Origin of the sequence: Streptomyces alkaliterrae, assembly GCF_007097205.2 — a bacterium.
GTDB classification, from domain to species: Bacteria; Actinomycetota; Actinomycetes; order Streptomycetales; family Streptomycetaceae; genus Streptomyces; species Streptomyces alkaliterrae.
The window spans coordinates 15,220-27,823 of sequence record NZ_VJYK02000031.1; the positions used below are offsets into that span (position 1 = coordinate 15,220).

Below are 12,604 nucleotides of genomic sequence, written 5' to 3' on the forward strand. Positions count from 1 at the left end.
CACGATGGTTCTCCCCGGTGTGGGGATCAGGTCGCGGTACCGGTGGTTACCGGCGGCACCGCTCGCGCTGGCGCTGCTCGCGGTGACCGGCTGCGAGAGCGCGCCGGACCCGGCTCCGAAGCCGACCGCCGGGCCGTCCACGCCCGTCGCCCGGGTGTGCGCCAAGCCGGCGGCCGGTCCGGCGAAGGCGCCGGCGGGCGCGGTGACGGTCGACCCCGCGGTGGTCGGCGACCTGGCGGCGAAGACCCGGAGCAACCCGCCGAACACCACGTTCTGGCTGAGCCCCGGCAGGCACACGCTCAGGCCGCACCGCTTCGCCCAGGTCGTCCCCAAGGAGGGAAACAGCTACCTCGGCGCACCCGGCGCGGTGCTCGACGGCCGCGGGACCAGCCAGTACGCGTTCGGCGGCACCGCCCGCGACGTCACCATCCGCCATCTGACCGTCCGGTCCTTCGTCGCGCCGCACGACGAGGGCGTGGTGAACCACGACTCGGCGGACGGCTGGGTGATCGAGCACTCGACGATCCGGGACAACTCCGGCGCCGGGCTGATGGCCGGCGCCCGGCAGCAGGTCCGCGCCAACTGCCTGCGCGACAACGGGCAGTACGGCATGAACGCCTACAAGGGCGGCGGCAAGCTCCGCGGCCTGGTGGTCGAGGGCAACGAGATCACCGGGAACAACACCGACGACTGGGAGCGGAAGCGGCCGGGCTGCGGCTGCACCGGAGGCGTCAAGTTCTGGGCCGTCGACGGCGCCGACGTGCGCGGCAACTGGGTGCACGACAACCGGGGAACCGGGCTGTGGGCGGACACCAACAACAACGACTTCCGCATCGAGGACAACACGATCGAGGCCAACGACGGCGCCGCGCTGATCTACGAGACCAGCTACAACGCCGTCATCCGGCGGAACACGATCCGCCGGAACAACTGGGTCGAGGGCCGCGAGCGCGCCGAACGGGGCGACAACTTCCCCTACGCGACGGTCTACCTGTCCGAGTCGGGCGGCGAACCGCGGATTCCGGCCCGCACCGACAAGATCAAGATCCAGCGGAACGTGCTGGAGGACAACTGGTCCGGCATCACCCTGTGGGAGAACGCCGACCGGTTCTGCAACAGCCCGGCCAACACCTCCTCCGGCGACTGCACACTGCTGGTGAAGGACACCGACCGCTGCGCGCGGCCGGGCATCGCCACCGAACCGCTCCACTCCGACTGCCGCTGGAAGACCCAGCGGGTGGAGGTCCAGGGCAACCGCTTCCTGCTGGACAAGTCCGTCGTCGACTGCACGGAGATGTGCGACCGGATGGCCGTACTGGCCAACTACGGCACGTACCCGAAGTGGTCGCCGTACCGGGGCCGGGGCGTGGCCGACGCCGTCACGCACAAGCAGCACAACCGCTGGCGCGACAACGTCTACGTCGGCCCCTGGCGGTTCGTCGCCCACGACCCGAGCCGGGTACTCGACTCCGCCCGGTGGCAGGGCGCGCCGTACCGGCAGGACGCGGGCAGCACCTTCCGCGCACGGGAAGGTGGTTGAGATGGGCGCGAGCCACCCGCCGAGGATCGTCGCGGCGGCCTGGGGGCTGCTGGTCCTCAACACGCTCGGTTCCACCGGGGCCCAGACCATCCTCCCGCTGCCCCGCTCCCTCATCCAGATGGTCACCATGGGCGCGCTGGCCGCCGCGTTCGCGCTGGCGCTCGCGGCGAACCTCCGGCTGCACGTCCGGGCGAGCGTCTTCCTGTTCCTGCTCACGCTGCTGCTGGTGCCGAGCGTGATCTCCAGCGCGAGCCTGGAATCCGGGTGGGGCGCGCTCTTCCGCTGCGCCCGGCTGGCCCTCTTCGTCGGCACGCTGTGGCTGCTCAGCCGCTGGTGGGACGGCGGTCTGGCATTCGTCCGCCACCACATCCGGATGTACCTCGCGGTCCTCGCGACGGTGGCCGCCGGTGTGCTGCTCTCACCGGCGACCGCCTTCCCCGATCTGTACGGCGGCCGGCTGGTGGGCGCGTTGTGGCCGCTCACCCCGCCGCAGATCGGTCAGTACGCGGCGGTGGTCGTCGGGCTCACCGTGCTGCTTGTCCTGGGCCGCCGGACCGACCGGGCAAGCGCGGCGGTGGTCCTCGTGCCGGCACTTGTCCTGCTCGCGCTCACCCACACCCGGACGGCCACGTTCGGCCTGCTGCTCGGCCTGCTGCTGGCGATCGGCTCGCTGGTCCTGTCCAGCGCCGCCGCCCGGCGGTTCTTCGGCTGGACGGTGGTGTGCGCCGCCGTGGCCGCGGTGGGGTTCGGCTCGGCGCTCCAGACGTGGTTCCTGCGCGGGCAGAGCCAGGAGCACTTCACCAGTCTCACCGGTCGGGCCAAGGTCTGGGACGCCCTGCTGGCCGCACCCCGGACCGCCTTCGAGCACCTGTTCGGCGCCGGGCTCGGCGACAAGTCCTTCGGCGGGCTGCCGATCGACAACAGCTGGCTGGCCGTCTACCACGAGCAGGGCGTCACGGGCGTCACCCTGGTGGCCGCGGTGATCCTCGTGCTGGGCGGGGTCGCGCTGCTGCGGCCGCCGTCGCTTGCAAGGGCCTGCGCGATCTTCCTGATCGGCTACTGCGCCATCGCGTCGTACACCGAGGCGGGGCTGGGCGACGCCTCGCCGTACCTGCTGCATCTGGCCGTCGCCGCCTCGCTGCTGGCGGCGCCCGGCGCGGCCGCCTCGGGCCCCGTGTCGTCGCCGGAGAACACCCGACAGGGCGTCGTCCCGCGTCGGGCCCATGGATCGGAGGTGGGCTGAGCATGCACGTCCTCGTGGTGCACAACCGCTACGCCTCGGCGCAGCCGAGCGGGGAGAACAGGGTCGTCGACCAGGAGGTGGCGCTGCTGCGCGAAGCCGGCCACCGGGTGGAGGTGTTCGAGCGGCGCAGCGACGACATCAGCGCCCGTTCCCTGGCCGGGAAGGCCGCGATACCGCTGCTGGTGCCGTGGAACCCTTCGGTCAGAAGGGAGTTGGCGGATCGGCTGCGGGCCGACCGGCCGGACGTGGTGCACGTCCACAACGTCTTCCCGCTGCTGTCGCCCGCGGTGCTGGCCGGCTGCGCCGACGCCGCGGTGCCCGCCGTCGCCACCCTGCACAACTACACCCAGGTGTGCCCGCCGGGCACACTGCGGCGGGACGGCCGACCGTGCACGGAGTGCGTCGGCTCGTCCGTGCCGCTGCCCGCCGTCCGGCACGGCTGCTACCGGGGCTCGCGCCTGGCGACGGTGCCGCTCGCGGTGAGCCTGTCGGTCAACCGGCGGCGCTGGTGGTCCGGCGTGGAGCGGTTCTTCTGCATCTCCGCCGCGCAGCGCGAGGTCCTGGTGCGGGCGGGTCTGCCGGCCGAACGGCTCGCGGTGAAGCACAACTTCGTGCCCGAGCCCGGCGCCCGCCGGACGGGCGGCGGCGCGCACCTGCTCTATCTCGGGCGGCTCGCGGAGGCCAAGGGCCTGCGGCTGCTCATGGCCGCGTGGGACACGCTCGCGGCAGAGGGCGGAGTGGGCGTGCCACTGGTGGTCGCCGGCGCCGGGCCGCTGGAGCGGGAGGTGGCGGCCTGGGCGGCCGGGCGGGACGACGTGCGGTACGTCGGCCTGTACGACGCGGCCGAGTGCCGGCAGGCCGTCGCGCGGTCGGTCGCCGTGGTGGCGCCCTCCATGTGGCTGGAGACGTTCGGCCTGGTGGTCGTGGAGGCGATGGCGGCCGGGGTCCCGGCCGTCGCCGCCGGTCACGGCGCCTTCGCCGAACTCGTCGAGGAGGGGGTGACCGGGCTGCTGCACCGGCCGGGCGACACCGCCTCGCTCGCCTCCTGCCTGCGCCGCGTCACGGCCGACCCGGCCCGCAACCGGGAGATGGGCGAGGCGGCCCGGCGGCGCTACGAGCGGGACTTCAGCCCGGCCGTCGGGCTGGAACGCCTGGTGGACGGATACCGCGCCGCGCTCGCGGACCGGTCCGGCGGCGGGGTGGGCCCGCCGCCGGTAGTGGACGACAACGCTGGCTCGCGGCGGGGACACCCGCGCGGGCGGGATGGGGACAGCAGATGACACGATGCCGACTGTGCGGTTCTGCGGCGCTGACCAGCGTCGTCGATCTGGGCGCGACGCCGCCGTGCGAGAGCTTTCTCGCGGCGGACGAACTCGACCGGCCGGAGCCGACGTACCCGCTGCACCTGCGGGTATGCACCGACTGCTGGCTCGCGCAGATCCCTCCGCTGATCACGCCGGAGGAGACGTTCACGCAGTACGCGTACTTCTCGTCCTACTCGACCTCCTGGGTGGCGCACGCGCGCACGTTCGTCGACGACACCGTGCGGCGGCTGGGGCTGCACGGCGGCAGCTTCGTCGTCGAGGTCGCGAGCAACGACGGCTATCTGCTGCGGCACGTGAAGGACCGCGGAATCCGCTGCCTGGGCATCGAACCGTCCGTGAACGTCGGCGCCGCGGCGCGCGAGGCGGGGGTGCCCACGCTGACGGAGTTCCTGGGCCCGGACACCGGCGCGGCCGTCCGCGCCGAGCACGGTCCGGCGGACCTCGTCGTGGCGAACAACGTGTACGCGCACATCCCCGACGTGGTCGGGTTCACCCGGGGCCTGCGCGCCCTGGTCGCCGACGACGGCTGGGTCTCCATCGAGGTGCAGCACCTGCTGACCCTGATCGAGCAGAACCAGTACGACACGATCTACCACGAGCACTTCCAGTACTACACGGTCGCCTCCGCGATCCGGGCGCTGGCCAGCGGCGGACTCGCGCTGGTGGACGTCGAGTTGCTGCCCACCCACGGCGGCTCCATCCGGCTGTGGGCCCGACCGGCCGAGGTCGCGGGCGAAGTCGCGGGCGGGGCGGCGCACGCGCGGGTGGCCGAGGTACTGGACCGGGAGAAGGCGGCCGGCCTCCAGGAGCTGTCCGGGTACACCGAGTTCTCCGCCAGGGTGGCCAAGGTGCGCCGGGACCTGCTGCGGTTCCTCGTCACCGCCGCCGAACGCGGCGAGACCGTCGTCGGCTACGGCGCGCCCGGCAAGGGCAACACGCTGCTCAACCACTGCGGTGTCCGGCCCGACCTGCTGCCGTACACGGTCGACCGCAACCCCTACAAGCACGGCAGGTTCACCCCCGGCACCCGCGTCCCGATCCTGCCGCCCGAGCGGATCGCCGCCGACCGGCCGGACTACGTGCTGGTCCTCCCGTGGAACCTGCGGGCCGAGCTCGTCGAGCAGCTGTCGTTCGTGCACGAGTGGGGCGGCCGACTGGTCTTCCCCATACCGGAACTGAGCATTGTCGAGGTCAATCGATGAAGGTCGTACTGTTCTGCGGCGGTTACGGACTGCGGATGCGCAACGGAACCTCCGACGACGTGCCCAAGCCGATGGCGATGGTCGGTCCCCGGCCGCTGATCTGGCACGTCATGCGCTACTACGCGTACCACGGGCACACGGAGTTCATCCTGTGCCTGGGGTACGGCGCCCACCACATCAAGGACTTCTTCCTCAACTACGAGGAGACGACGTCCAACGACTTCGTGCTGCGCGACGGGCGGACCGAGCTGCTGTCCACCGACATCGCCTCCTGGACGATCACGTTCGTGCAGACCGGCATCGAGTCGCCGATCGGTGAGCGACTGCGCCGGGTGCGGCACCACCTGGACGGCGACGAGATGTTCCTCGCCAACTACGCCGACGTGCTCACCGACGCCCCGCTGCCGGAGATGATCGACCGCTTCGCCGCACGCGACGCCGGTGCGTCGATGCTGGTGGTGCCCCCGCAGTCCTCCTTCCACTGCGTGGACCTGGGCGACGACGGCCTGGTCGGCGGCATCACGGCGGTCAGCGAACTCCCGCTGTGGGAGAACGGCGGCTACTTCGTCCTGCGCCAGGAGGTCTTCGACCACATCCCCGAGAACGGCGACCTGGTCGCCGACGGCTGTGCCGAACTCGCCAAGCGGGGGCGGCTGGTGGCCTACCAGCACCGCGGCTTCTGGAAGCCGACCGACACGGTCAAGGAACGCGCCGCGCTCGACGACGCCTACACCCGCGGCGACCGCCCGTGGGCCCTGTGGGAGCGGGACGGCGCGCTGGCGGGCGCGGCCGGCGGCGCGCGTCGTCCGGGAGCGGGCGCGTGATCCGGCTCGGCGCCGGACGCCTGGACCGGATCGTAGCCCTGGGGGCGCACTGCGACGACATCGCCATCGGTGCCGGCGGCACCCTGCTGACGCTGTGCCGCGCCCGGCCGGGTGTCCGCGTCGACGCGCTGGTGCTCTCCGGCGGCGGCGGTGAGCGGGAGCAGGAGGAGCGGGCGGCGCTCGCCGCCTTCTGCCCGGACGCCGACCTGCGGCTCACCGTGCTCAAACTGCCCGACGGCCGGTTCCCCGCGCACTGGGAGGAGGCGAAGGCGGCGGTCGAGGAACTGCGCGCGCACACCGAGCCGCACGTCGTGCTCGCCCCGCGCACCGAGGACGCCCACCAGGACCACCGCGGGCTGGCGAAGCTGGTGTCCACCGCGTTCCGCGACCACCTCGTGCTCGGCTACGAGATCGTCAAGTGGGACGGCGATCTCGGCCGCCCGACGGCGTACCAGCCGCTGTCCCCGGAGATCGCCGAGGAGAAGGTGCGGCTGCTGCAGGGCCACTACCCCTCGCAGCGGCACCGGCCCTGGTACGACCGGGAGGCCTTCCTCGGGCTGGCCCGGATCCGCGGGATCGAATGCCACACGCGCTACGCCGAGGCGTTCGCGGTCACCAAACTCACTCTCACCCTGGGGGGTTGAAAACCTTGCGCGTACTGCTGACCGGGCACCAGGGCTATCTGGGCACCGTGATGGCCCCCGTACTGGCGGCCGCCGGGCACGAGGTCGTCGGGCTGGACGCCGGCCTGTTCGCCGACTGCGTGCTGGGCCCTTCCCCGAGCTCTTCGAGCAGGGGATACCCCATGCCCGCGGACCCGCCGGGACACCGGGTGGACCTGCGCGACGTGACCGCCGAACACCTGGCCGGGGTGGACGCCGTGATCCACCTGGCCGCGCTGTCCAACGACCCGCTGGGAGCGCTGGCCCCGGAACTCACCTACGACATCAACCACCACGCGTCCGTGCGGCTGGCCCACCTGGCCCGCGACGCCGGGGTGCGGCGCTTCCTGTACGCGTCGACGTGCTCGGTCTACGGCGCCACCGGCGGCGACGAACTCGTCGCCGAGGACGCCCCGCTGCGCCCGGTGACCCCGTACGCGGAGAGCAAGGTGCGGGTGGAGGACGACCTGCACGCGCTCGCCGACGGCGACTTCAGCCCGGTGTACATGCGCAACGCCACCGCGTTCGGCTACTCGCCCCGGCTGCGCGCGGACATCGTGCTGAACAACCTGGTGGGCCACGCGCTGCTGTCCGGCGAGGTGCTGGTGCTCTCCGACGGCACCCCGTGGCGCCCGCTGGTGCACGCCGCCGACATCGCGCGGGCCTTCGCCGCCGCGCTGGTCGCTCCCCGGGAAGCGGTGCACGACCGGGCGTTCAACATCGGCAGCGAGACCAACAACGTCACCGTCGCCGAGATCGCCGAGCAGGTCGCCGAGGCGGTACCAGGATCGCGGGTGGTGATCACCGGGGAGACCGGCGCCGACCCGCGCTCGTACCGCGTGGACTTCTCCCGGTTCCGCGCCGCGATACCCGGCTTCGAATGCGAGTGGACGGTCAAGCGCGGCGCGCTCGAACTCGCCGACGCCTACCGGAAGCACGGGCTGAGCCGGGAGGACTTCGAGCGGCGCTTCACAAGGCTGGCCGTGCTGCGCGCGGCGTCCGAGGCCGGCACCGTCGACGACACCCTCCGGTGGCGCCGATGACCACGGGCGACGACACGAAGGCGGCCGGTGAGGAGATGTACGCGCTCGTCGAGCGGCTGTACCCGCTGTGCCGCAGCATCACCGGCGACGGGGTCCGCGCCACGCTCGACATCGTCGGCGAGTACCTGCCGCTGCGGGTGCACGAGGTGCCGACCGGGACCCGGGTGCTCGACTGGACGGTGCCGCAGGAGTGGAACATCCGGGACGCGTACATCGCCGACGCGGCGGGCAACCGGGTTGTCGACTTCGCCGCGTCCAGCCTGCACGTGCTCGGCTACAGCGTGCCGGTGTCGGCGACCATGCCGCTGGCCGAGCTGCGGGAACACCTGCACACCCTGCCGGACCACCCGACCTGGGTGCCCTACCGGACCAGCTACTACACGCCGGACTGGGGGTTCTGCCTGTCCCAGGAGACCCTGGACGCGCTGCCGGACGGCGAGTACGAGGTGCGCGTCGACTCCACCCTCGCCGACGGCCACCTCACCTACGCCGAGTACGTGGTGCCCGGCCAGGTCGCCGACGAGGTGATCGTCTCCTGCCACGTCTGCCACCCCTCGCTGGCCAACGACAACCTGGCCGGCATCGCGGTGGCGACGTTCCTCGCCAGGGCGCTGGCGGAGCAGACTCCCTGGTACACCTACCGGTTCCTGTTCGCGCCCGGGACCATCGGGGCGATCACCTGGTTGGCCCGCAACGCGGAACGGGTGGAACGGGCCGTCAAACACGGCCTGGTGCTGGCCTGCGCCGGAGACCCCGGCCGGCTGACGTACAAGCGCAGCAGGCGCGGCGACGCGGAGATCGACCGGGTGATGCGGAACGTACTACAGGCCTCCCAACGCCCGCACGAGATACGCGAGTTCACCCCCTACGGCTACGACGAGCGGCAGTTCTGCTCGCCCGGCTTCGACCTCGGCGTCGGTTCGCTCAGCCGCACCCCGTACGCCGGCTATCCCGAGTACCACACCTCGGCGGACAACCTGGACTTCGTCCGACCGGAGGCGATGGCCGACACGCTCGCCCTCTGCCGCGAGGCGTTCTCCGTCCTGGACCGCAACCGGCGCTACGTCAACCTCAGCCCGTACGGCGAACCGCAGCTCGGCCGCCGCGGGTTGTACGACTCGCTCGGCGGCCGCAGCGACGCGAAGCAGGCTCAGCTGGCCATGCTCTGGGTACTCAGCCTCTCCGACGGCACGCACGGCCTGCTGGACGTCGCCGAGCGGTCCGGGCTGCCGTTCGACACCGTCGCCGCCGCGGCCGACGCCCTGCACGACGCCGGACTGATCAAGGCGTGACGCCGATGACCACCGGAGGCCGGAAGGCGACGTCCCCCGCCGCCGAAGGCGGCCGACGGTCCGCCAGGCGGGCCGTCGTCGGCCGGCTCTCCTGGGGACTCGCCGACCAGGCGGCCTCCAGCGCCACCAACTTCGCGGTGGGTATCTACGTCGCCCGCTCGCTCGGGCTGGCCGCCTTCGGCGTGTTCAGCCTGGCCTGGGTGACCTACGGCGTGGTGCTCAGCGTCTCCCGGGGGCTCGCCACCGATCCGCTGGTGGTGCGCTTCAGCGGCGTCCCGGAGGCGTCCTGGCGTGGCGCGGTGGCCCGGTCCTCGGGTACCGCGCTCGGGGTCGGTACCGCCGTCGGCATGGTGTCGCTGCTGGTCGGGCTGAGTGTGGGCGGCCGGCTCGGGGCCGCGTTCGCCGCCCTCGGCCTCGTGCTGCCCGGCCTGCTGCTCCAGGACGCCTGGCGGTACGCGTTCTTCGCCGCCGGCGCCGGGCGGAAGGCCTTTGTCAACGACGTCGTGTGGGGCGTCGCCCTGGTCCCCGCGATGGTGGTGGCGGCCGGCGTGGGCAGCGTGACCGCGTTTGTGCTCGCCTGGGGCGGGGCGGCGGCGGTGGCGGCCGGGTACGGCTGTGTCCAGTCCGGCATCCGGCCCCGGCTGACCGGCGTGCGCGAGTGGCTTCACCATCACCGCGACCTGGGCTACCGCTACCTGGTCGAGAACACCTGCGTGAGCGGCGCCAGCCAGCTGCGGGCGTACGGGCTCGGCGCGATCGTCGGCGTCAGCGCGGTAGGGGTGATACGCGGTGCCGAGCTGCTGCTCGGCCCGTTCCTCGCCGTACTGATGGGCCTGTCCCTGGTCACGGTCGCCGAGTCGGCGCGGGTGCTGCGCCGCGCACCGCACCGACTCGGCCGCTTCTGCCTGCTGCTGGGCGGCGCGCAGGCGGCCGCCGCGCTGCTGTGGGGCGCGGCACTGCTGCTGGTGCCGGACCGGCTGGGCGAACTCGTCCTCGGCGGCGTCTGGCACGCCGCCTCGCAGCTCATCGTGCCCGCCACGCTCGGCGTCTCCGGCGCCGGGCTCGGCGCCGGCGCGGCGGCCGGGCTGCGCGCCCTGGGCGCGGCCCGCCGCAGCCTGCGCTGCCAACTGTTCGCGTCCGCCTGCTACGTCGGCGGCGGACTCGGCGGGGCCGCCGTGGCCGGCACGGTCGGCTCGGCCTGGGGCGTCGCCGCCGCCACCGTCTGCGGTTCGGCCGTGTGGTGGCTGCACCTGCGGGCCGCCCTGCGCGAACACCGCCCCGATCCCGTTCCAGAAGTGGAGAAGTGAGGACAACCATGACCGCGCCACCCCGGCTGAGCATCGGCCTGCCCGTCTACAACGGCGAGGAGTACCTGGCCGAGGCGCTCGACGCCCTGCTCGGCCAGACCTACGAGGACTTCGAACTGGTCGTCTCCGACAACGCCTCGACCGACGGGACGCGGGACATCTGCCGGAAGTACGCGGCAGGCGACTCCCGCGTCCGCTACCTCCGGCTCCCCCGCAACATCGGCGCCGCCCCCAACCACAACTTCGTGTTCACCCAGTGCCGCGGCGAGTTGTTCAAGTGGGCCTCCCACGACGACCTCTACGCCCGGGACCTGCTGCGGCGCTGCGTCGAGGCGCTGGACGAGCGGCCGGAGACGATCCTCGCGCACAGCGGCCAGGCGGTCATCGACGGCGAGGGCCGGGTGAAGGTCCCCTACGCGTACGGTCTCGCCACCGACTCGCCGCACGCGCCCGAGCGCTTCCGCAGCCTGCTGTTCGAACCCGGCGGCGACGACTTCTACGGAGTGATGCGCGCCGACGTGCTGCGCCGCGTCAAGCCGCACGACAGCTACCACCACGCGGACCGCACGTTCGTCGCCGAGATCACCCTGCACGGCCCCTTCCACCAGGTCCCGGAACTGCTGTACTTCCGCCGCGACCACCCCACCCGCGCCGAACGGGCGAACCCGGGCAAGCGCGCCCGGTGCGTCAACCTGGACCCCCGCCGGGCCGGCGTGCTGCACCCGACGCCCCGGCTGCTCGCCGAGTACGTGGGGGGCTTCGTCTCGGCGATCCGGCGGGCGCCGCTGTCCTCCGCCGACCGGCGCGCCTGCTACCGCCACCTCGCCGCGTGGATGACCAGCCGGGCACGGCCGGGCGCCGGCGAGCGGGTCGAGGACCGCGCGCCCGTCGACCCGGACCGGCACGACGTCTCCGTGGACGCGCTGGTCGCCGGCCGGGAAGGGAAGCGGGTGTGACGGCCGCACGCAACTCCCCTGTGCGCGTCGGGGTGTTCGGGCTGCTCGGCTCCGGCAACCTCGGCAACGACGGCTCCCTCGAAGCCGTGCTCGGCTACCTCCGCACCGAGCACCCGGAGGCGGTCGTGGACGCGCTGTGCGGCGGCCCGGAGATCGTCACGGCCCGGTACGGCATCCCCGCGACGCGGCTGCACTGGTACCGCGGCGAGTACCGGACGGCGTCACGGCTGGGCGCGATCGCGGGCAAGGGCCTCGGCAAACTCGTCGACGTCTTCCGTACCGCCGCCTGGGTGCGGCGACACGACGTGGTGATCGTGCCCGGCATGGGCGTCCTGGAAGCGACCCTGCCGCTGCGGCCGTGGGGCTTCCCCTACTCCCTCTTCCTCCTCTGCGCGAGTGGCCGGCTGCTCGGCACCCGGGTCGCGCTGGTCGGCGTCGGCGCGGCCCCGATCCGCAGCCGGCCGACCCGGGCCCTGCTGCGCTGGTCGGCGCGGCTGGCCGCCTACCGCTCGTACCGGGACGGCCTGTCCCGCGACGCGATGCGGAAGATGGGCGTGGACACCAGGCGCGACGAGGTCTACCCCGACCTCGCGTTCGCCCTCCCGACACCCCCGGATGGCTCTCCCGACGGACCTTCGGGCAGGGTCTGCGTCGGTGTCATGGACTTCCACGGCGGCAACGACGACCGCGCCCGCGCCGAGGAGATCCACCGGCGCTACCTGGAGGGCATCACCCGCTTCGTCCGCGCGCTCGTCGCGGACGGCAGGGAGGTACGGCTGCTCACCGGCGACGACGTGGACGCGCCCGTCGTCGACGCGATCGTCACCGCGGTGGACTCACCGCTGGTCAGCGCCGCCGCAGCGGACTCACTGACCGACCTGATGAAGGAGGCGGCGGCCGCCGACTCCGTCGTGGCCACCCGCTACCACAACCTGGTCTGCGCGCTGAGGGTCGGCACCCCGACACTCGCCCTCAGCTACGCGGAGAAGAGCGACGCGCTCATGGCCCGGATGGGCCTGGACACCTACCGCCACCCGGCCCGCGCTCTCGACGCCGACCGGCTGCTCGCACAGTTCGAGGCGCTGGAGGAGCGTTCGGCGGGGCTGCGGCAGATCCTCGCCAAGCGGAACGCGGAAGCCGCCCACCGCCTGGAGCGCCAGTTCACCGCCCTGACGGCCGCCCTTTTCCCCACCCCCGACCACACCAACCA

At 72.9% G+C, this 12,604-nt stretch carries 11 protein-coding genes; all 11 read left to right on the forward strand.

Translation table 11 applies throughout. The features are described from left to right. Positions 1-4 precede the first annotated feature (4 nt). Positions 5-1,540 carry a right-handed parallel beta-helix repeat-containing protein gene (locus FNX44_RS05025; protein WP_153506874.1) on the forward strand — a complete coding sequence of 512 codons (1,536 nt, stop codon included), beginning with the start codon at positions 5-7 and terminating at the stop codon, positions 1,538-1,540. A 1-nt stretch (position 1,541) separates the two neighbouring features. Next, positions 1,542-2,783, forward strand: a complete 1,242-nt coding sequence (locus tag FNX44_RS05030; RefSeq protein ID WP_143646725.1) for an O-antigen ligase domain-containing protein — start codon at positions 1,542-1,544, stop codon at positions 2,781-2,783. 2 nt (positions 2,784-2,785) lie between these two features. Continuing rightward, positions 2,786-4,063, forward strand: a complete 1,278-nt coding sequence (locus tag FNX44_RS05035; RefSeq protein ID WP_143646726.1) for a glycosyltransferase — start codon at positions 2,786-2,788, stop codon at positions 4,061-4,063. Next, the gene (locus FNX44_RS05040; RefSeq protein WP_143646727.1) at positions 4,060-5,310 is read left to right on the forward strand and encodes a class I SAM-dependent methyltransferase; all 1,251 of its coding nucleotides are present in this window, start codon (positions 4,060-4,062) and stop codon (positions 5,308-5,310) included. The genes FNX44_RS05035 and FNX44_RS05040 overlap by 4 nt, the downstream gene beginning before the upstream one ends. Then, on the forward strand, positions 5,307-6,134 hold the full coding sequence (locus tag FNX44_RS05045) for a sugar phosphate nucleotidyltransferase (protein WP_143646728.1): 828 nt from the start codon (positions 5,307-5,309) through the stop codon (positions 6,132-6,134). The genes FNX44_RS05040 and FNX44_RS05045 overlap by 4 nt, the downstream gene beginning before the upstream one ends. Then, positions 6,131-6,778 (forward strand): PIG-L deacetylase family protein, encoded by a 648-nt coding sequence (locus FNX44_RS05050; protein WP_143646729.1) that lies wholly within the window; start codon positions 6,131-6,133, stop codon positions 6,776-6,778. The genes FNX44_RS05045 and FNX44_RS05050 overlap by 4 nt, the downstream gene beginning before the upstream one ends. A gap of 5 nt (positions 6,779-6,783) precedes the next feature. After that, the gene (locus FNX44_RS05055) at positions 6,784-7,839 is read left to right on the forward strand and encodes an NAD-dependent epimerase/dehydratase family protein (RefSeq protein ID WP_143646735.1); all 1,056 of its coding nucleotides are present in this window, start codon (positions 6,784-6,786) and stop codon (positions 7,837-7,839) included. Continuing rightward, a complete protein-coding gene (locus FNX44_RS05060) occupies positions 7,836-9,131 on the forward strand; it encodes a DUF4910 domain-containing protein (RefSeq protein ID WP_143646730.1) in 1,296 nt (431 codons plus the stop codon). The genes FNX44_RS05055 and FNX44_RS05060 overlap by 4 nt, the downstream gene beginning before the upstream one ends. A 5-nt stretch (positions 9,132-9,136) precedes the next feature. Then, positions 9,137-10,438, forward strand: a complete 1,302-nt coding sequence (locus FNX44_RS05065; RefSeq protein WP_143646731.1) for an MATE family efflux transporter — start codon at positions 9,137-9,139, stop codon at positions 10,436-10,438. Between the two features lie 8 nt (positions 10,439-10,446). Then, on the forward strand, positions 10,447-11,394 hold the full coding sequence (locus FNX44_RS05070; RefSeq protein WP_143646732.1) for a glycosyltransferase family 2 protein: 948 nt from the start codon (positions 10,447-10,449) through the stop codon (positions 11,392-11,394). Beyond that, positions 11,391-12,604 (forward strand): polysaccharide pyruvyl transferase family protein (locus tag FNX44_RS05075; protein WP_143646733.1); only part of this gene is annotated, 1,214 nt, incomplete at its 3' end. The genes FNX44_RS05070 and FNX44_RS05075, both read left to right, overlap by 4 nt.

Coding starts and splice junctions, on each gene's coding strand:
- FNX44_RS05025 (WP_153506874.1), top strand. CDS start 5: ATGGTTCTCCCCGGTGTGGGGATCAGGTCGCGGTACCGGTGGTTACCG.
- FNX44_RS05030 (WP_143646725.1), top strand. CDS start 1,542: ATGGGCGCGAGCCACCCGCCGAGGATCGTCGCGGCGGCCTGGGGGCTG.
- FNX44_RS05035 (WP_143646726.1), top strand. CDS start 2,786: ATGCACGTCCTCGTGGTGCACAACCGCTACGCCTCGGCGCAGCCGAGC.
- FNX44_RS05040 (WP_143646727.1), top strand. CDS start 4,060: ATGACACGATGCCGACTGTGCGGTTCTGCGGCGCTGACCAGCGTCGTC.
- FNX44_RS05045 (WP_143646728.1), top strand. CDS start 5,307: ATGAAGGTCGTACTGTTCTGCGGCGGTTACGGACTGCGGATGCGCAAC.
- FNX44_RS05060 (WP_143646730.1), top strand. CDS start 7,836: ATGACCACGGGCGACGACACGAAGGCGGCCGGTGAGGAGATGTACGCG.
- FNX44_RS05065 (WP_143646731.1), top strand. CDS start 9,137: ATGACCACCGGAGGCCGGAAGGCGACGTCCCCCGCCGCCGAAGGCGGC.
- FNX44_RS05070 (WP_143646732.1), top strand. CDS start 10,447: ATGACCGCGCCACCCCGGCTGAGCATCGGCCTGCCCGTCTACAACGGC.